At 60.2% G+C, this 19,406-nt stretch carries 18 protein-coding genes; 14 read left to right on the top strand and 4 right to left on the bottom strand.

Annotated elements, in window-relative coordinates; all coding sequences use genetic code 11:
* The first annotated feature begins 85 nt into the window (after positions 1–85).
* From AGR13A_RS22400 to AGR13A_RS22375, 6 genes are all read left to right on the top strand, one after another.
* Positions 86–970, top strand: coding sequence for a LysR substrate-binding domain-containing protein (locus AGR13A_RS22400; RefSeq protein WP_080839617.1), 885 nt, complete (start codon positions 86–88; stop codon positions 968–970).
* Positions 971–1,223: 253 nt separating this feature from the next.
* Positions 1,224–2,255, top strand: a complete 1,032-nt coding sequence (locus AGR13A_RS22395) for an amino acid ABC transporter substrate-binding protein (protein WP_080839615.1) — start codon at positions 1,224–1,226, stop codon at positions 2,253–2,255.
* A gap of 19 nt (positions 2,256–2,274) precedes the next feature.
* Positions 2,275–3,453: an amino acid ABC transporter permease gene (locus AGR13A_RS22390; RefSeq protein WP_080839612.1), complete on the top strand. Its 1,179-nt coding sequence runs from the start codon at positions 2,275–2,277 to the stop codon at positions 3,451–3,453.
* Positions 3,450–4,523 carry an amino acid ABC transporter permease gene (locus AGR13A_RS22385; RefSeq protein ID WP_080839610.1) on the top strand — a complete coding sequence of 358 codons (1,074 nt, stop codon included), beginning with the start codon at positions 3,450–3,452 and terminating at the stop codon, positions 4,521–4,523. Before AGR13A_RS22390 ends, AGR13A_RS22385 begins: the two co-directional genes overlap by 4 nt.
* Positions 4,524–4,845: 322 nt before the next feature.
* Positions 4,846–5,034: a hypothetical protein gene (locus AGR13A_RS22380; RefSeq protein ID WP_035225822.1), complete on the top strand. Its 189-nt coding sequence runs from the start codon at positions 4,846–4,848 to the stop codon at positions 5,032–5,034.
* Between the two features lie 74 nt (positions 5,035–5,108).
* Positions 5,109–6,155 carry an isopenicillin N synthase family dioxygenase gene (locus AGR13A_RS22375; RefSeq protein ID WP_080839608.1) on the top strand — a complete coding sequence of 349 codons (1,047 nt, stop codon included), beginning with the start codon at positions 5,109–5,111 and terminating at the stop codon, positions 6,153–6,155.
* Positions 6,156–6,278: 123 nt separating this feature from the next.
* Here AGR13A_RS22375 and AGR13A_RS22370 read toward each other — a convergent pair whose 3' ends face one another.
* Positions 6,279–7,250 (bottom strand): fatty acid desaturase, encoded by a 972-nt coding sequence (locus AGR13A_RS22370; RefSeq protein ID WP_080840414.1) that lies wholly within the window; start codon positions 7,248–7,250, stop codon positions 6,279–6,281.
* A gap of 246 nt (positions 7,251–7,496) precedes the next feature.
* On the opposite strand from AGR13A_RS22370, the gene AGR13A_RS22365 reads away from it, so the two are divergent.
* Genes AGR13A_RS22365 through AGR13A_RS22345 form a run of 5 tightly spaced genes read left to right on the top strand, consistent with a single transcriptional unit; the run spans position 7,497 to position 12,857 of the window.
* Positions 7,497–9,059: an ABC transporter substrate-binding protein gene (locus tag AGR13A_RS22365; protein ID WP_080839606.1), complete on the top strand. Its 1,563-nt coding sequence runs from the start codon at positions 7,497–7,499 to the stop codon at positions 9,057–9,059.
* A gap of 42 nt (positions 9,060–9,101) precedes the next feature.
* A complete protein-coding gene (locus AGR13A_RS22360) occupies positions 9,102–10,082 on the top strand; it encodes an ABC transporter permease (protein ID WP_080839604.1) in 981 nt (326 codons plus the stop codon).
* Entirely contained in the window at positions 10,079–10,912 is an 834-nt protein-coding gene (locus AGR13A_RS22355; protein ID WP_035225830.1) for an ABC transporter permease, read from the top strand. Before AGR13A_RS22360 ends, AGR13A_RS22355 begins: the two co-directional genes overlap by 4 nt.
* Complete coding sequence (locus tag AGR13A_RS22350; RefSeq protein WP_080839602.1) at positions 10,909–11,883, top strand: ABC transporter ATP-binding protein; 975 nt, start codon at positions 10,909–10,911, stop codon at positions 11,881–11,883. The genes AGR13A_RS22355 and AGR13A_RS22350 overlap by 4 nt, the downstream gene beginning before the upstream one ends.
* Positions 11,880–12,857, top strand: coding sequence for an oligopeptide/dipeptide ABC transporter ATP-binding protein (locus tag AGR13A_RS22345; protein ID WP_308400329.1), 978 nt, complete (start codon positions 11,880–11,882; stop codon positions 12,855–12,857). Before AGR13A_RS22350 ends, AGR13A_RS22345 begins: the two co-directional genes overlap by 4 nt.
* Here AGR13A_RS22345 and AGR13A_RS22340 read toward each other — a convergent pair.
* Positions 12,839–13,645 carry a phosphate/phosphite/phosphonate ABC transporter substrate-binding protein gene (locus AGR13A_RS22340; RefSeq protein WP_080839598.1) on the bottom strand — a complete coding sequence of 269 codons (807 nt, stop codon included), beginning with the start codon at positions 13,643–13,645 and terminating at the stop codon, positions 12,839–12,841. The two genes, AGR13A_RS22345 and AGR13A_RS22340, sit on opposite strands and share 19 nt — an antisense overlap.
* An 88-nt stretch (positions 13,646–13,733) precedes the next feature.
* On the opposite strand from AGR13A_RS22340, the gene AGR13A_RS22335 reads away from it, so the two are divergent.
* Together AGR13A_RS22335 and AGR13A_RS22330 are read left to right on the top strand one after the other, a co-directional pair.
* The gene (locus AGR13A_RS22335) at positions 13,734–15,350 is read left to right on the top strand and encodes an FAD-dependent oxidoreductase (RefSeq protein ID WP_080839596.1); all 1,617 of its coding nucleotides are present in this window, start codon (positions 13,734–13,736) and stop codon (positions 15,348–15,350) included.
* Positions 15,350–15,670 (top strand): 4Fe-4S dicluster domain-containing protein, encoded by a 321-nt coding sequence (locus AGR13A_RS22330; RefSeq protein ID WP_080839594.1) that lies wholly within the window; start codon positions 15,350–15,352, stop codon positions 15,668–15,670. Before AGR13A_RS22335 ends, AGR13A_RS22330 begins: the two co-directional genes overlap by 1 nt.
* A 17-nt stretch (positions 15,671–15,687) precedes the next feature.
* Here the strand turns inward: AGR13A_RS22330 and AGR13A_RS22325 are convergent, their stop codons facing one another.
* The gene (locus AGR13A_RS22325; RefSeq protein ID WP_167377611.1) at positions 15,688–16,281 is read right to left on the bottom strand and encodes a TetR/AcrR family transcriptional regulator; all 594 of its coding nucleotides are present in this window, start codon (positions 16,279–16,281) and stop codon (positions 15,688–15,690) included.
* Positions 16,282–16,401: 120 nt separating this feature from the next.
* Between AGR13A_RS22325 and AGR13A_RS22320 the strand changes: the two genes are divergently transcribed.
* A complete protein-coding gene (locus tag AGR13A_RS22320) occupies positions 16,402–17,628 on the top strand; it encodes an MFS transporter (RefSeq protein ID WP_080839590.1) in 1,227 nt (408 codons plus the stop codon).
* 65 nt (positions 17,629–17,693) lie between these two features.
* Here the strand turns inward: AGR13A_RS22320 and AGR13A_RS22315 are convergent, their stop codons facing one another.
* On the bottom strand, positions 17,694–19,382 hold the full coding sequence (locus tag AGR13A_RS22315; protein WP_080839587.1) for a dihydroxyacetone kinase family protein: 1,689 nt from the start codon (positions 19,380–19,382) through the stop codon (positions 17,694–17,696).
* Between the last annotated feature and the right edge of the window lie 24 nt (positions 19,383–19,406).

Genomic DNA, 19,406 nt, shown 5'->3' with positions numbered 1-19,406 from the left:
CAAAAGGAGTTAACGCTTCTCTATGGAAAAGAAAAATTGCATTTGGTACAGAGTTCATGCCTGAATGTTATGGGAGGAGTAAAGGTTGCGGTTGAAACCACGGCAGGTCGAAGCTTTCCGCAGCGTCATGATGACCGGCGGCATTACGGCTGCGGCGGAAGCCATGAACGTAACGCAACCGGCGGTCAGCCGGCTGATCCGCGATCTCGAAGACATCGTGCAGATGACCCTGTTTGAAAGGGTGGGCGCCCGGCTGATGCCGACGGCGGAAGCGACGAAGCTCTATCGCGAGGTGGAACGCCTCTATCTCGGGCTCGACCAGATCGGACAGGCAGCCGCCGACATCCGCCTGCACAAGAACACCGTCCTGCGCATCGCCAGCGTCACATCCCTGGTGCGGCCCTATTTGCATAGGGCAATCATCGACACGATCGGCGACCGGCCGGATATTCCACTGGTGATCGACGTTGAGAATAGCCGATATATCTGGGACATGGTCGAGCAGAACCGTTACGATCTCGGCCTTGTCTTCAGTTCGCCGCGCATGGTGGAAAAAAACGCCTTCCGCCTGCATAGCGCGGGCGCCGTCGCCGCCATGGCCCCCGGCCATCGGCTCGCCGGGCGCAACGTCATAACGCCGGCCGATCTCATCGATGAACGTGTGCTTATTCCGGGCAGGAATTCGCCGCTGAGGCTTTCGCTGGACAGGGCCTTCTCCCGTGAAGACCATCAACCTGTCAGCACCATGGAAACATCGATGCTGAACTGCTGCCACTTCGCCGCCGCCGGTATGGGCGTCGGCATTGTCGATCATACCAGCCTTCGCTCCGCCGGGGCCGAGGTGATTGCAATTCCGTTCGAACCGAGGATCGAGGTCTCTTATTTCGCGATACGCCCGAGCGGCGGCCAGAGGATCGCTATCCTCGACGACATCGTCGGACGGATGCAGGAGATGTTGCGAGCGGAATGACTCGCAACGAAGAAGAGCTGGCAAAGATTAAAGGCCGCCTTTCCGACCTCACGCCGCACGCAGGCTCATAAACGGCTCGGAGCAATGCCGTGCCGACAATTCAAGAAATAAGCAATTGCCTTTTCCAAATGGTCGAAATTTGGGCAATCGATCCCTCGTTTATAAAATCCATAAAATTACTATGATATTAGGTTCCGGCCATCGGGGGATTAACGACGGACGGTAAACCTGATCATCATCAGGAGCATTTTTAATGTCATCTCAGGGATTTATCGGCGGCTTCATAAAGTCGACCATCGCCGCGGCACTGCTTGCGAGCGCAGCATTGTCTGGAACCGCTCATGCCGGCCCAACACTCGACAAGATCAATCAGCGTGGCACGATCAAGGTCGGCGTCGGCACTACGCCGGGCTTTTTCTCCCCGGACAGCAATGGCCGGTGGCAGGGTTTCTTCATCGATTACGGCCGTGCGCTGTCGATTGCCGTCTTCGGCAATCCGGACAAGGTGGAATTCACCAACTCCTCTCCGCAGCAGCGCCTGCCTGCCCTGCAGAGCGGTGAATTCGACATTCTTCTTTCCGGCGTCACGGTAACCGTTACCCGTGCCTTCAAGCTCGGCTTCCACTTCGGTCCGACGATTTTCTATGACGGCCAGGGCATTCTGGTCCGCAAGGATCTCGGCGTCACCAAGGCAGCCGATCTGGACGGCGCAACCATCGGCGCCCAGAGCGGAACGACCGGCGAACTCAACGTTGCCGACTTCTTCCGCAAGACCGGCAAGAAATTCACACCGGTCACCATCGAAGACACCGGACAGTTTATCGCTGCGCTGGAATCCGGCCGCGTCGACGCCATTACTCAGGACTCGTCCGATCTGGTCGGCAAGCGCACCCAACTGAAGAAGCCCGACGACTATATCGTCCTGCCGGAGCGGCTGTCGAAAGAGCCGCTGGCGCCCGCCATCGCCGGCGGTGACGACCGCTGGCTCGAAATCGTGAACTGGACCGTCAACGCCACCATCCAGGCGGAAGAATGGGGCATTACGTCCAAGAACGTCGATGAGTTTCTGAAGTCTTCCGACCCGGCGGTCCAGCGTTTCCTCGGCGTCGACCCTTCGCTTGCAGAGGCGATCGGCCTTGATCCTAAATGGGCCTACAACATCATCAAGACGGTCGGCAATTATGGCGAAATCTTCGACCGGCATCTGAAGCCGCTTGGCTGGGATCGTGGCTACAACCGTCTCTGGACGGATGGCGGCTTGCTCTATTCGCCACCGTTCCGCTGAGAAGACCGAGCCTTCACAGATGTCCACAATCACAACGCCGGGCCCTCGCAGGCCCGGCATTTATCGTCGGCTTCTCATGTGGTGGGGTCATCGCCCCATCGCTCAATTGGCAATCATCGCATCGTTCGTCGCATTGCTCATCTATCTCGGGATCAACGTCACGGCGACGATGGCGCGCATCGGCGTTTCACCCGGTTTTGACTTTCTCTGGCGTTCGGCAAACTTTGAAATCGGTGAAAGCCCGATCGGTTTCGCCGCCGGCGACCCCTATCTTCGCGCCATGCTCGCGGGCCTGCTCAATACGCTGAAAGTCTCGCTGTTCGGCTGCATATTCGCAACCATTCTGGGGGTGGCCGTTGGCGTTGCCGGCCTGTCCGGAAACCTGCTCCTCGCCTCACTGGTACGGTGGTATGTGGAGTTGATCCGCAATACGCCGCTCCTGCTGCAACTCTTCTTCTGGATTTCGCTCGCCAAGGCATTTCCGGCACCGCGTCAGGCAGGCGCCCTGTTCGGATCGATCTACCTCACCAATCGCGGCGTCTATGTCCCGACGGTCTCGGTGGAAGGTTTCCCGCTCGCCGGACCAGTCTTTGTTCTCACCATTCTGCTTGCCGTCGGCCTTACGCTTTTTGTGCTGTTGAAGTTGAAAAAACTGAACGGATGGCGCATCGGCATCGCCGCCATTCCCGCAGTGGCAATTGCCACTTTCTTCGCCCTGGCAGCGAACTTCACGTTTGAAACACCGGCATTGGCCGGCTTCAATATCCGGGGTGGTTATAATCTGACGCCGGAATTCGCAGCACTGCTAACCGGTCTGATCATCAAATTTTCCGCGGCAATCGCAGAAATCGTCCGGGCGGGCATCCAGTCGGTCAATCGAGGCCAGTGGGAAGCCGCCCGCGCGCTTGGGCTGCACAATGGGCAGATCATGCGGCTGATCGTCCTTCCGCAGGCGCTGCGCGTCATCACCCCGCTCGCCACATCGAGCTATCTCGATCTGACAAAGGATTCCAGCCTGGCGGTCGCAATCGGTTATCCGGATCTCGTCAGCATCGTCAACACCACCGCCAACACAACCGGCCAGTCTCTGGAAGCCCTCATGATCCTCATCGGCACCTATCTCGGCATCAATCTGGCCGTTTCCGCCCTCATGAACCAATACAACAAGAGGGTGGCGCTGAAGGGGACGGTAAGATGAGCAAGCCGGCCGAAAATATCTCCCGACAGCCGGTTCAGGGTCGGCTTGGCAAGCTGCGAACCGGCCTCTTTGGCACCATCGCCAACTCGGCCATCACGCTTTTGACACTGGCGGCATTGGGCTGGCTGCTGCCGCCCTTTTTCAGATGGGCCCTGTTTGACGCCACATGGAGCGGAACGTCGGCGGATTGCGCTGCGCGCGACGGCGCCTGCTGGGCCTTCATTGCCGCCAAGCTGCGTTTCATTCTGTTTGCCTTTTATCCCCCGGAACTCCAATGGCGCCCGGCCCTCGTCGTTGTCATTCTTGCGGTCCTGCTTGTCACAAGTGCTCTCCCCCGCTTCTGGCGCAGGGAACTATTGCTTGTCTGGCCGATCGCAGTCCTTGTGTCCTGGATGCTGCTGACGGGCAGTTTTGGCAGCTCACCGGTTCCATCCAACCAGTGGGGCGGGCTGCCGGTGACACTTTTCGTTTGGGCCGTCTGCTTTGCGGCCGCGACGCCGATTGCGATCCTTCTGGCGCTCGCCCGTCGCTCGAACCTTGGAGGGCTCCGCACCCTTTCCGTCGTCTACATTGAGGTGATGCGCGGCACGCCCATGGTCGCGATCCTATATATCGCCATGTTGATACTGCCCATGGCGCTGCCGGAAGCACAGTTCGACAAGATGATCCGGGCGATGATCATGATCACCCTTTTCTGGGCAGCCTATATAGCCGAAGTCGTGCGTGCCGGCCTGCAGGCGATACCATCCGGCCAGCAGGAAGCAGCCACCGCGCTCGGCATCGGATACTGGCGGACAATGCATCTCGTCGTCTTGCCCCAGGCGTTGCGCATCGTCATTCCCGGCATGGTCAACCTGGCAATCGGTTTTCTGCTGGCAACGTCCCTGCTTGCGGTTATCGGCGTCTTCGACCTGCTTAACGCCGCCCGCGCGGCGGCCACCGATCCGGGCTGGCTCGGCTTTTATAACGAAGCCTATCTGCTCGTGGCTCTTGTCTATTTTGCCATCTGCTTTGGTGCATCCCGCTATAGCCTGTGGCTGGAGCGCCTTCTGCGAAAGAGCCCCACATAGAGGAATGAAAATTCCCGCACCGGCCATTTTTGAGATAAACGCCTACTTACGCTCGTTATTTTTGAGAAATATAGATTTTTCTTCCGAAATTTCGTTAAATCTGGTGGTTTTTTGCGCAAGGTTTGTATATATTTTTTGTAGAGAATTATCGCCATAAGGGACTTCGGATATGAGCTTTGCATCCGCCTCGTCTGCATTGACACCGGACCATATCCGTCGCTCCCGGCCGTGTTGTCGCTTCTCCCTGCCCCGAATGCGGGCGTCGTCAAAAGACGACCCGTACCGAGCCAACCCACAAAGCCAAAATTGGCGGAGAAGCGAAATGCAAAGACAAACAATCGAATATCAGGGACTGCCGGTCGGCATTGCCGTTCCCAATAACGACAAGCTGCGGTTCATCGCGGTTAAATTCCACGTCATCGATCTGGATAACCTCCAGTTTTCCAGCGTCGCGGAGCTGAAGTCGGCGATCAGGGCGCATCTGGGCAATGAACAGGCCCTGGCGGCCTGACTTATCCAAGGCGACATCGTTGCGCGAGCCGTTCAGCGGCCAATCACGTAATTCCCAAAAACCGGAAACAGGACATGGCCTTTCAAACCGCTCCCCTCGAAAATACGGCCTCGCTGCCAACTCTCGATTTTTCCCGCTTCCATGCGCCGGAAGAACGCGCCGCTTTTGTCCGCGACCTGCGCAACGTGCTCCATGACCATGGATTCTTCTATCTCACCGGCCATGGCGTCAACCCACGGCTGGTTGAAGACGTCCTGTCGATCTCGAAGCAGTTTTTCGCCTTGCCGCTCGAAGAAAAACTCAAGATCGAAATGGTGAAGTCGCCACATTTCCGTGGCTATAACCGTGCCGGTCAGGAGCGGACGAGGGGCGAGCAGGACTGGCGTGAACAGCTCGATATCAATACCGAAGGCGTGCCTGCAAAGATCGGTCCAGACTCGCCGCCATGGAAGCGGCTGTTTGGCCCCAATCAATGGCCTGAAGCTTTGCCGCAGCTGAAACCGCTGCTGTTGCGCTATCAGGCGGAAGTAACGCGGATCGGTATTGATCTCCTCAAGGCAATTGCCGCCGCTCTTGGCCAGCCGGAAAATGTCTTTGCCGAGATTTACGAACCACAACCCACGCAGCTTCTCAAAATCATCCGTTACCCCGGGCGCGACGTGGCCGAAACCGATCAGGGCGTTGGCGCTCACAAGGACGGCGGCTTTGTCACCGTGCTTCTTCAGGATACGACAGCCGGGCTGCGGGTACGCACCGAAGCAGGAGACTGGATCGACGCGCCGCCAGTGCCCGGCTCCTTTATCATCAATACCGGCGAATTGCTGGAGCTCGCCACCAACGGTTTCGTCCGGGCGGACGTGCATGACGTCGTAGCGCCGCCGGCGGGCGTGGAGCGTTTCTCCGTCGCCTTTTTCCTTGGCTCGCGTTATGACGCCACCATACCCGTCATCGCATTGCCGGACGAGTTGAAGCGCTCGGAACGTGGCATCACGGTTGATCCACTGAATCCGATCTTCAGGGAAGTCGGGCAGAACCACCTGAAAAGCCGCCTGCGCTCGCATCCCGACGTCGCGCTTGCGCATCACGCCGATCTTCTTTCACCGGAACAGCAAAACGCCTGATCAGCCGTGATTTTGCGGGCCATTTCGGAAGGCGTGGCCCCATCGGTAATCCGGAAAGGCATGGGCGCGCATCGGTGTTGATACCGCCCATCGCCGCCACCAATCTTTCCCCTCCGAGACTTTTCAAGGCTCTTTCGCCGCAGCATCGGCCGCCGATTCAAGATGGCGAGGATGACGGGGATCGTCGTGGGGTTTCAGGAAGAAGCGGCGGGCGACATCGAGATAGCCGTTATAGACCAGACCGCCATTGATCTCGACAAGGGTGTTTCGATGGCGGCGATAGAGCAAGGGGATTTTGTACCAGGGGACAGCCGGCAATTTGTGATGCAGCACATGCAGATTGTTGTAGAGAAACAGCAACCCGAACAACGGACTGTTCTCGACGATCGCCGTGCGCTCATCCTGATGGTCGGCATAACGATGTTCCGCATAGGAGCGGAGCCTGCTCAGCGCCGCGCCGACATAAACGAAGCCGAAGAGATAGAGCCACAGCGGCATTCCGCAAATCCCCACCACCCAGATCAGAACAGTCGCAACGCCCATAGCGTGCCGCGCCCAGAGCGCCGCCCGCGGCCTGTCGCCCTTCAAGACCAGAGACGCCTCCTGCGCCAGGAAATTAACAATCATGACCAGCGGGCCAAGTGTCAACCGGCCTAGCAGGGTGGTGTTCCAGAGTGCGAGATATCGACCGACCAGGCCCATCTTCTCCCAGGCGGCCTGGGTGAAATAGGAGGATTCCGGATCTTCGATCGGATCGGTCAGGTGTTCGTCGCGATGGTGGGTCAGATGCCCTTCCCGGTAGATGGCATAGGGCAACCACAGGGACAAAGGCGGCCAGCCAATCGCGTCATTGATGGTGCGATAGCGGGTGGGGTGCCCATGGATGACCTCATGCTGGAGCGATCCGTGCCAGGCAATCAGCCACCCGCCAATGGCGATCACGACAACAACAGGCAGAGATTGCCAAAACCAGGTCACCGCCAGGAAGCCGCCGTAAATGACAACCGCCAGGGCTACCGTCTGCCATTCGATGCGGGCTATGGCCAAGGAACTGACGGGCGAGGGAAAAATATCGGAAGGCGGAAGACGGGACATGAAGCAGGTTCCGGCTGAAACGTAAAAGCGATGGATTTCGCCCGCCACTATAAAGCCGGGTACCGGATGCCGCGCCGCACGGCTTTGCAACAGAACCGCAAAAAAGGGAAAAATGGTTGTGTAACAGCGCTCTAGGTAAAATATTTATTCTATAAAATTTATGTGTTATTGGCTTTAATCCCCCATCGAATTGATGAGCGCCGCCCGCATCGTGTGAGCGGGCGCTCCAGACCGGAGGGACATTTCTTGACATTCAATACCACACGCAGGCAGGTGCTCTTCGGCGGCGCGTCCATTGCAGGTCTCGTCGCCCTTGGCGGCATTGATCCCGTTTTTGCCGGTGCCGACCGTTCCAGGATCGTCGTCCGCGTCGAGAAGGACCTTTCAAATCTCGATCCAGCCAATCGCTCAGGCCCGATCGATCTCAACGTCCTCTGGTCGGTGCAGCAGGGGCTTATCTCCTTCAAGCCGGGCTCGACGGACTGGGAACTCGATGCCGCCGAAGAGCTGGAACAGGTGAGCGACACCGAAATCCGTTTCAAACTGCGCAGCGGCCTCAAGTTCACCGGCGGCTATGGCGAACTGACGGCGGAAGACGTGAAATTCTCCTTCGAGCGTTTCCTGAAGCCCGATGCCGACGGCAAGCCAGTCACCTATGCCAAGGACTGGTCGGCCCTTGATCGCGTCGAAATCACCAACCCCCTTGAGGGCCGCATCATCCTGAAGCAGCCGGCGCCGGCGCTCTACACGATTGCACTGGCCGATGGATCGGGGCGTATCATTTCGAAAAAGGCCTTCGAAGCACTCGGCAAGGATATCGCCACGAAACTGATCGGCAGCGGCCCCTATGTTCTCAAGGAATGGGTCCCGCGCGAGCATTTCACGCTCGAAATAAACCCCGACTACAAAGGACCGATCAAGCCGCACTTCCAGCAGATCGTCGGCAAACCGATCGGAGAACAGAAGACTTCGGAAATCGCCTTCCAGTCCGGCGAGATCGACTTTACCGCAATCGACCCTGAAAACGGAAAGGCGCTGGCGAACCTGCCGGATGCGAGCGTGACGGAAATTCCTGCCATCGACTATGTCTGGTTCGGCCCGAATATCGAGAAGGCCCCCTTCAATGATATCCGTGTTCGCCAGGCGATCCGTTACGCCGTTGATATCGAAGCAATCCTTCAGGGTGCCTACTCCGGCATCTATCCGCGCGCCAATTCGCTGCTCGCGCCAAGCCTGCTCGGATACTGGAAAGAAGCCCCCGTCTACGCAAGGGATCTGGAAAAGGCGCAGGCATTGCTGGCCGAAGCCGGCCATGCAAACGGCTTCAAGACCAAGCTGACCATTGAAGCGACGGCACGTTACGAGGCGATTGCCCAGATCATTCAGGCCAACCTCTCCGAAGTCGGTATCGAGGTGGAGATCGAGGCGCTGGAATCCGCTGCCTATTGGGCGCTGGGCAAAAATGACGCCAGCAAGGATCTCGAACTGTCGCTTGTCAAATTCAACGGAAAATTCGACCCCGGCTTCCAGACGCAATGGTTCACCTCGGAACAGGTCGGCCAGTGGAACTGGCAGCGCTGGAAGAATGCGGAATACGATGCGCTGCATGAAAAGGGCGGCGTCACCGTCGATCCCGCCGAGCGCGAAAAGATTTATATCCAGGCTCAGAAACTGCTCGACGAATCCGCCGCCTTCATCTGGATCACGCACAATCTGAATGCTTTTGCCTCACGCAAATGGCTGAAGCCCGGTGTTCTTCCGAATGGCAACAACTGGCTCTACACCGCCTTTACGGAAGCGACGGCCTGACCCCGTGCGTGTTGTTTCAATGACAGGTGAGGATGCGCTGCGATGAGGAGCGCATCCCTGCAAATTCATCTCGCCTTCAAGCTGGCTACGGCACTTCTCGCCGTTGCCGGCTCCGTCATATTGCTGATGGCGCTCACTCGGCTTATTCCCGGCGATCCAGCAACGGTAATCCTCGGTTCACGCGCGACGCCCGAGGCCGTGGCGGCACTCAACGCCCGTATTGGCCTCGACAAGCCGCTGATCGAACAGGTTTTTGCCTTTTTTGGCCGTCTCTTTTCCGGCGATCTCGGAGAGGATGTCTTTAACGGCCGCCCGGTCCTAACCCTTGTTGCGGCGGCGTTACCGAATACGGTGGCTCTGGCCGTTTCCGCCATGTTTTTCGCCATCGCGCTCGGGGTTCCGCTTGCCCTCATCTCTGCCCGCTGGCCCGGCGGCAGGGTGGACCGGCTTATCGCTTTCTTCAGCGTCGGTTTTATCTCGACGCCGAGCTTTGTCGTCTCGGTGTTCCTCCTGATGATGTTTTCGGTAAAGCTGCGTTGGTTTCCGGTCTTGGGGGCCGGAGAGAGCGGCGATATCGGCGACCAGCTTTGGCATCTCGCCTTGCCGACGGCGGCGCTCGCCGCCGGCTGGATCGGTTATATCGCCCGTCTGCTGCGCGCCTCCCTTTTGGAGGTGCTCGGTGAAAACCAGATCCGCACGCTGCGGGCCTATGGTGTCAGCGAAACGAAAATCCTCATAAAATATGCCCTCAAACCGGCAATATTGCCTACCGTCGCGGTGCTTGGCATGGGCTTTGGCGAGCTTTTAGGCGGAGCGGTCTTCGCGGAAGTCATTTTCAACCGTCCCGGGCTCGGTTCGTTGATCTATGACGCCATTCGCACCCGCAACTATCCGGTGGTTCAGGGCGGCGTCTTTGTCATCGTGCTGCTCTACGTGCTCACCAATCTCATTGCAGACCTCTCCCAGAGCCTGCTCGATCCGCGCGAGCGCGCACGGCTCGTATCTGGAAAGCAACAGCAATGACCGTCCTGCGCGACCTCTCCCGCCGCCCCGGCGGCACATTCGCAATCTTTGCGGTTACATTGCTCTGTCTGGTGGCAATCGCTGCTCCGCTGATCGCGCCCTATGGTCCGAACGCGATTGCACCGGCCAGCCGCTTCATGGACCCATCATTGCAACATCTTCTGGGAACCGATCATCTCGGGCGTGACATATTAAGCCGCCTTATCTTCGGTACGCGCATAGCGCTCGGCATCTCGCTCTCCGTCATCGCGATCTCGCTGACGACCGGCGTCGCCCTCGGCGTGGCGGCAGCCCTCTCCTCCCGTGTCGTCGACCTCTTCATCGTCGGCATCTTCGATGTCGTGACCTCGTTTCCAAGCATCATCCTCGCTCTGGCGCTCGTCGCCGTCTTCGGCCCCGGCCTCGGCAATGTCGTACTGCTTGTCAGCATCGTCTTCATTCCCCATTTCGGCCGTGTCGCCCGCGCCCAGACGATCGCGATCCGCAACAGTCCCTTCATCGAGGCGGAAAGGGTTCTGGGCGCCGAGACCTGGCGGGTCGTCCTGCATCACGTCACGCCCAATATCATCGGCCCGATTTTCGTATTGGCGTGCATGGATATCCCCGTCGTCATCACCATCGAGGCGGGGTTGAGCTTCCTCGGTCTTGGCGTGCGCCCGCCGCTTGCCAGCTGGGGCAACCTGCTGAACGACGGCTATACCTATCTCGACCAGTCGGTATGGCTCGCCACTTTTTCCGGTCTGGCGCTGATCCTCGCGACACTCGGTTTTGCGCTTCTCGGTGAAGCCCTGCGCGACACACTCGACCCGAAGCTGAGGAAAAGCCTGTGACAGACGCCCTCGTCCTCATCGAAAACCTCAACGTGTCTTACAAGAGCGCCGGGCATAGTGCGCATATTCTCGACGGCGTCGACATCACCATCGGCCGCGGCCAGTCCGTCGGCCTCGTCGGTGAAAGCGGCAGCGGCAAGTCAACGGTTGCCTTCACCCTGCTCGGCCTGCTTGCCGACAATGCGGAAATTTCGGCAAGTCGCGCGGCCTTCAACGGACGTGAGACAAATCTGGCATCAGGGGAAACGGCAAGCCTGCGCGGCACCGATATAGCCATGGTCTTTCAGGACCCCATGACCGCGCTTAACCCCATGTTCACGATCGGCACACAGCTCGTCGACATCCAGCGCCGGCGATTTCCAAAGGAAAGCCGGCGGTCGCTGTGGGCGCGGGCGGAAGCGGTGCTCTCGGATGTGGGGTTGCAGGATGCGGCCCTGCGGATGCACCGCTATCCACACGAATTCTCAGGCGGCATGCGACAGCGTGTTGTCATCGCCATGGCGCTGCTGGTCGAACCAAAGCTTTTGATTGCCGACGAACCGACGACCGCGCTTGACGCAACGGTTGAAGCCCAGGTGGTCGAGATGCTGCATCGGCTGCGGCAACGGACCGTCGCTTCGATGCTGGTCGTCAGTCACAGCATGGGGCTTATCGCCGAGCTCTGCGACAGTGTCATCGTGATGTATGCCGGAACGGTGGTGGAAAGCGGCTGGGTGGCGGATGTTCTGCATCGCCCGCACCATCCCTATACCCGAGCCTTGCTCAACTGCGAGATCGACCCCTACGCCGCCTTCGACCGCCTGCAGGATCTTGCCACCATTCCCGGGACGGTTCCCGATCCATCCCACCGGCCACAGGGCTGCATCTTCGCCGAGCGCTGTCCCTCCCGCCATGATCGCTGTGTAGAAAGGCCACCCCGCCGACAGGCCGGGAGCGGCCAGACCTTCTTCTGCTGGCTGGAGGCGGCATGATGAGCACCCCTGCCCTCTCACTGAAGAATGCGGTGATCCGTTATGACCGGCTGACCGCCGTCGATAACGTGTCACTGGATCTGTTCCCCGGCGAAACCCTTGGCCTTGTCGGGGAAAGCGGATGCGGAAAGTCCTCGCTTGCCCGGGCCATTGTCGGGCTTCAGCCGCTTGCCGCCGGTACGCTCTCGGTCGAAGGAGAGACACTTGCCAATGTGACAAAGGCGCGCCGCAACGATCTGCAGCGCCGCATCCAGCTCCTGTTCCAGGACCCCGCCGCCTCGCTTTCTCCGCGCATGAAAGTGCGCGCGCTTCTGGCTGAACCGCTAAAAATACGCAGGGTACATTCGGCCGAGAGCTGGGCGCGCATCTCTGCCCTTGCGGAAAGCATCGGCCTCGGCGAGCAGCTTCTTTCACGCTATCCGCATCAGCTGAGCGGCGGGCAGGCGCGGCGCGTTGCGCTGGTGCGGGCGCTTGCCGCCGAACCTTCGATCATCGTCGCCGATGAACCAACGGCTGGCCTCGATATCTCCATTCAGGGCGAATTGCTCAATCTCCTGCGCGTGCTTCGGGATCGCCTGAAGCTCAGCTATCTGCTCATCTCCCACAATCTCAATGTCGTCGGCCGCGTCACCGATCGTGTCGCCGTGATGTATCTTGGCCAGATCGTCGAGAGCGGGCCGACGGCCGACTTGTTTCACAGTCCCGCGCATCCCTACACACACGCACTGCTCTCGGCCAATCTCACACTCGATCCCGGCCGCCGGCGTGAGCGCATCGTGCTTGCCGGAGAATTGCCAAGCCCAGGCAACCCGCCCTCCGGCTGTCGTTTCCACAAACGCTGTCCACTGGCGCGCCCACGCTGCGCAAGCGACGTGCCGCTGCTTGTTTCCGCCGGCTCATCCGGGCGCAGTGTCGCCTGCCACTTCCCGCTTACTGTGGAAGCGGAGACCCTGCCTCAGGCGATAGCGGGGTAACCATGACGCGCAGCATCCCGATCAAACTCGGCCAGGACTTCATAATCGGCATCGCCAAGCAGGCTGATGCCGCGCAAAGACAGCGTATCGCAGACGTCGGCAAGTTCGGGGTCGGCGATGGTTTCCGCCAGAGCCCGTCGCAATATCACCAGCTCCCTTGCCGGTGTCGCACCGGCCGTGATGAAGGGCAGACCCGGTCCCTTTGCCGTTTCGGCAAGGATGCGCACACCCGCAACCCGTTGCGGATCGAAGCGCAGGGTGTTGCCGAAGGTAATGCAGTCGATGGAAGCGACATCCGCCTCGCCTCTCGACACCGCATCGATACTCGCCAGATGACCGCCAGTCTCCTGCACGGACGAAAAGAACCGGCCCTCATCGGCATGTGGCGCCACGAAAGCGCGGAACAGATTATAACCGGAATTGCTGCCGGGTTCATTGATGGCAGCCCGGGCGCCCCGCAATTGCGTGATCGACCGCGCCTGCGACGCCGCGTTGACAATGATGAAGCTGCATTTGAGCGGACCGTCGCAGCCGGGCAGATTGTAAACCGGGGTTGCCACCAGCTGCACCTTGCCACGCAGGTGCTGCACATAAGGATATCCGCAGGTCTGGCCGAACAGCAGATCAGGCCTGAGCCAAGCCTCATTGTAGCGGATTTCCGCATCCAGCGTCTGCGGCGCATCAACGCCAGCAGCACGAAGACGCTTGCCGAGCGCAGTCCAGAACAACGCCGTCGCCTCCTTGACCGGCGAGGGACTGACATACATGGCAAGACTGGCAAGCGACATCGGGAAACTCCAGAACAGCAACTGGAAAACCTATGCAATACATAGATTTAAAGTGCAATGCGATTTCTTCATAGAAAGGAAGCCTGCCATGAACCTGCCCCTGCAAGACACCCACTCTTCGCCGCCGGCCATCACCGATATCACCTGCGACGTGCTTGTCATCGGCGGCGGTCCGGCCGGCTGCTGGGCAGCGTTGGAGGCCGTGGGTGCCGGAGCACGCGTTGTTCTGGTTGACAAGGGTTATTGCGGCAGTTCGGGCGCAACGGCCTCCGCTGGCACGCAGATCTGGTATGTGCCGCCGGATGAAGCCGCACGGGATGCCGCCATGGCAAGCCGTGAGGCAATGGGCGGCTATCTTTCCGAGCGGTCATGGATGGCGCCGGTCCTCGACAAGACTTTCGAAAGCGTCAACCGGCTGGCGGAATGGGGGTATCCGTTCCCCAGCGACGACAAGGGCGAGCAGCAGCGCATCTCCGTTCAGGGGCCGGAATATATGCGGCTCTTGCGTCGCCGGGTAAAAAATGCCGGTGTCACCATTCTCGATCATCACCCCGCAATCAGGCTATTGACAGAAGGCGCACGCGTTGCTGGCGCAACCGGTCTGCGGCGGCAACAGGGCGGGAACTGGCGTGTCGCCTCCGGAGCGGTGGTACTGGCGACGGGCGGCTGCGCCTTCATGAGCAAGGCGCTCGGCTGCGATGTCCTGACCGGCGACGGCTATTTGATGGGCGCCGAGGCCGGTGCTGAACTGTCCGGCATGGAATTTTCGTCGGCCTACGCAATTTCACCGGCCTTCGCCTCCATCACCAAGACCGCCCTTTACCGTTTCGCGCAATTCTATCGCAAGGACCATAGCCTGATAGAAGGCGCAGGCTCGGCCCGTGGTCGCTCGATCATCGCCCGCACGCTGCTTTCGCAACCCGTTTATGCCCGGCTTGACCTTGCCGGAACCGATGAGGTGAAGGCGATCCTGCGGCGCGCCCAGCCGAATTTCTTCGTGCCGTTCGACCGTCGGGGCATCGATCCCTTCACCGAATTCTTCGAAGTAAAGCTTCGGCTGGAAGGCACGGTGCGCGGCACCGGTGGGCTGCGGCTGACCGGGCTCGACTGTGCAACGACGGTTGCCGGTCTTTATGCCGCCGGCGACAACGCCACGCGCGAGCCGATCTGTGGCGGCTTCACCGGCGGCGGCAGCCACAACGCAGCCTGGGCAATTTCCACGGGCGCCTTCGCCGGCGCCTCGGCCGCAGCCTTTGCCCGCGAGAAGGCGGGGATGCCGCGAAGTGACCTTCCACAGCCCAACACGCAGACCGCATCGCATACGGAGTTCACCGACCCGGCAAGCATCATCAAGGCGGTACAGGACGAGGTCTTTCCCCTCGACATCAATTATTTCCGCACGGAATCCGGCCTTTCAGCAGCATTGGCGCGGCTGGATGCTCTGTGGACGAAGACGGTCTCGGCAACGGTTGCCGATGAGAGCCAGATATTGCCGTTGCGTCAGGCGCAGGCGATGCTCGCCACTGCGCGCTTCATGTATCGCGCCGCCCTTGCGCGCACGGAAACACGCGGCATGCACCGGCGCGACGATTTCCCGAAGCAGGATCCCGCCCAGCATCACCGGCTCATTCTCAGCGGCCTCGATGCAATCGCCATCCGGCGGGAGCCTGTTGATCCCGGCATCTACAAGGAGGCAGCGGAATAATGATCGAGGTTCTGGATACAGACGCCTGCACGGATTGCAATCTGTGCGTTCAGGTCTGCCCAACCAATGTCTTCGAGGCGATGCCGGAAGGCCCGCCCGTCATTTTACGGCAGGATTCGTGTCAGACCTGTTTCATGTGCGAGGCCTATTGCCCGGTGGATGCTCTTTACGTCGATCCGGATGCCGAGGCCGTGCATGGCCTGACACTGGACGGCGTGCGGGAGAGTAACCTTTTCGGCAGCTATAGAAAGGCCATAGGCTGGCACAAGGACACGCGCAACCGCCGCCACATCGACGATCACTTTCGGCTTCCGCAATGAGTTGCTGCCGGTCGGTATCAGGCGTTCCTGATCCGCAATCCTTCCAGAAAGGCCCGGAAGCTCGACACGGCGCGTCTGGAGGTCGTTTCCGGGTCGTCGGAATTCGCGATCCACTGGGCCGCACTGCTGCTCGCCGCATTGATGAAACGGGCGCATGCCTCCGGGTCAATATCGCCAATAGTACCCTCTTGCTTGAGCGCATCCAGGCTGCGTGCAACGGCCGAGATACAGCCATTGGCATTTGGCCAGCGGGAGGGGTCGCCCAGCACGGCCGGTCCGTCGCGAAACATGATGCGCTGGATTTCCGGCTCGAGAGCCATGCGGACATAACCGACATTCTCCTCAATGAAACCCTCCCACCGCGTCTCGGCCCTTGATGATATCTCGCAGAGCCTCTTCGTCATCTCCGCATCGATCTCACCCACAACCGCCAGCAGCAGGCCTTTCTTGTCACCGAAATGGTGATAGAGGGCACCGCGGGTCAGCCCCGCCTCTGCAGTGAAGTCGTCCATCGACGCTTCGGCATATCCAATGCTGCCAAACGCCTTGCGGCCGGCAGCCAGAAGCTTCGCCCGCGTCTCGGTAATCATTTCACTACGGGGTTTGCGCATTTTTTCTCCTTGCTCGACATACGCCACGTATATTAGTTGACATACGTGGCGTATGCAATTATCTAATTTGCATACGCCACGTATGTGTGTGGTGGATACTCCCTAAACAAGGTGCATCCGATGTCTAATCCGTACAGAGAAATTTTCCGGGCTCCCGGCGCCAAAGGCTTTTCCGCGGCCGGTTTCTTCGCCCGCCTTCCGATTGCGATGGCCCCGATCGGCATCGTCGCCATGCTTTCCCAGACCCACGGCGAATACTGGCTTGCCGGCGCCGTCTCGGCAACCTTCGCGCTGACCAATGCCGCCGTTGCGCCGCAGATTTCCCGTCTGGTGGATCGCAGGGGCCAGAGCAGCGTCCTCATCCCGGCAACCACCCTGTCGGTCATCGCCTTTGCGATTTTGATCATCGCCACGAACCAGAAATGGCCGGTCTGGACACTGTTCCTTTCCGCTTTCCTCGCCGCCCCCATGCCAAGCATTCCGGCCATGATGCGCGCCCGCTGGACGGAGATTTTCCGTGACAGGCCTGAGCTTAACACGGCCTTCGCCTTTGAATCCGCCGCCGACGAGCTGGTTTACATTTCCGGCGCATCGCTTTCCGTCGGCCTTGCGGTCTCGTTCTTTCCGGAAGCCGGGATGATGATCAGCACCACCTTCCTCGCGCTTGGCACCTTTGCCTTCCTTCTGCAACGGTCGACAGAACCCAAGGTGCGCCCGGTGCAGGGCGGACAGCGGCAGCGTTCCGCGATCTTCCTTCGCCCGGTCCAGATCATCACACTTGCCCTAATCTTCGTCGGCTCAACCTTCGCCACGGCCGAAGTGAGCGCCGTTGCCATCACCAAGCAACTCGGCCAGCCGGAGGCCGCCAGCCTCGTCATCGGTGTCTATGCCATAGGTTCATTCGTCGTTGGCCTGCTGCTTGGCGCGATCAACCCCAAAATACCGCTGCATCGTCAATTGCTGATTGCCGTGAGCGTCCTCGCACTGACGGCCCTGCCGCTCCTCTTCGCTACCACGGCAGTCGGCCTGCTCGCCTTCGCCGTGTTCCTCAGCGGGGTTGGAATATCCCCTATCTTCATCACCGCATTCGGCCTGATCGAGCGCCGCGTACCGGAATCGATGCTGACGGAAGGCGTGACCTGGGTGATGACCGGCATCGGTATCGGCATGGCGCTCGGCGCCTTCATCTCCGGCTGGGTGATCGACAATTTCGGCGCAGGCAACGGCTTCTGGGTGTCGGTTGTCGCCAGCCTCTCGACAGTCACCATCATCGGCCTCGGCCAGCGCAGCCTCGCTGCGGAGGGGCGGCACTTTGGTGCAGAATCCGTGGCGCAACCCGCTGAATAACAATCCTCAACCGTTGACTGCCGCGATCCTCGCGGCAGTCCGTCTCACGCCCGCCCTCCCGGTGTTCATTTGGCGGCTATCTGCCTCATCCAGATCATGACAGCCACGGCACCGCCATCCGCGTGTCCCTTTGCACGATCGCCAAGATAGCTCGCACGCCCGAGGCGCGGCGTCATGGTCTTCGTCGCTTCGGCGCCCGCCTGACCGGCTGCGACGGCCTCACTCCATGCAGCCTCGGCAGACTGCCCATCGGCCAGCCTGTCCCGGAATGTGGTGGCAGCAGGATAAAGGGCATCGACCATCGTTCGGTCACCGGGCTTCGCACCGCCTAACTCGGATACCGCTTCGACAGCGGCGACGAAGGCATCGGCAAGCTCCCTTGCCGTCGGCGCATCGGAACCGGCGAGTTGCCGGGCCGCTCGCATGAGGCCGGTAGCGTAGAACGGCCCCGAGCTACCGCCAATTGCTTTGCGCATCGCATCGCCCATGGCCGACAGCCCGCTCGAAACATCCGCAAACGCCTGAGCCGGAAGTGCTAGGATCGCTTCGGCGCCGCGCTTCATGCTGGCCCCAAGGTCGCCGTCACCTGTAATACTGTCGAGATCCGTCAGCTGTTGTTCAGCGGCAATCAGGGCCTTTGCGACATCTTCAGCCACCTGCCGAAGACGTGCACCTGCGGCGATCATTTCCCGATCTGAAGGCACGCCCTCCGGCAGCTTTGAAGCGGCAAGCATGCGATGCCGGTTCACCGCCCCGCCCCGTGGCCAGGCGGTCGCATCGGTTGCCGCGTCGATGAGTTCCAGCGTCTGCTCATCGACATGCATGATGGAGAGCGAAAAGCCCGGCATGTCCAGCGCCGACAGGAAGGTGCCTGCCCATGCGCGTTCGACGGCCACCCCTTTCGCCTCGAGAATGTTAAGGGCTGAACGGGCGACAATCGACAGCTCCATGGGAGGCGTCGAACCCAGGCCGTTGACAAGCAGCACGACGCGATCACCGCCCTTGAGCTTTCCATCAGCTTCGATCGTGCCGAGCACAAGCGACGTCAGATCATCCGCCGAAGCGATCTCCATTCTGCGGACACCCTGTTCGCCGTGAATGCCGAGACCGACCTCGATTTCCCGCTCGCCGAGCGTGAAGCCGGGCTTACCGACAGCCGGCAGCGTGCAGGAACCGAGCGAAATTCCCATCGACGAAAGCCCGGCCGCCGCCGCGCGCGCCACCCGTGCGACTTCATCGAGCGGCAACCCGCGTTCGGCAGCAGCACCGGCCAACTTGTGCACCAGCACCGTTCCGGCGATGCCGCGGCGGCGATCGACGGGCACGGTATCCTTCAAGGCAACATCGTCGGCGACGACAACAATCTCCACGGGAATTCCTTCCGCCCGGGCAAGCTCCGCCGCAAGGCCGAAATTAAGCCGGTCGCCCGTATAGTTCTTGACGATGACCAGCGCACACGCCGGACCTGCAGCCGCCCTGATTCCCGCCAGCACGGCATCGGTGCTCGGCGACGTAAAGACGTCTCCGGCCACGGCCGCCGTCAGCATACCTGCCCCGACATAACCGGCATGGGCCGGTTCATGACCGCTGCCGCCACCCGAGAGCACCGCGACTTTCCGCTGATCCGCGTCCGGAAGACCAGATCGTATCACCACGTTTTCGTCGGCGAGAAGAATACTGGCCGGGCTGAGAGCCACCACGCCCTCCAGCATGTGGCGAACGACGGTGGACGGATCGTTGATCAGCTTCTTCATTTTTCTCTCCCGAAAGACGCTTCA

This window comes from Agrobacterium genomosp. 13 str. CFBP 6927 (assembly GCA_900012615.1).
Taxonomy (GTDB): domain Bacteria; phylum Pseudomonadota; class Alphaproteobacteria; order Rhizobiales; family Rhizobiaceae; genus Agrobacterium.
This window is presented reverse-complemented; position numbering and strand designations above follow the sequence as displayed.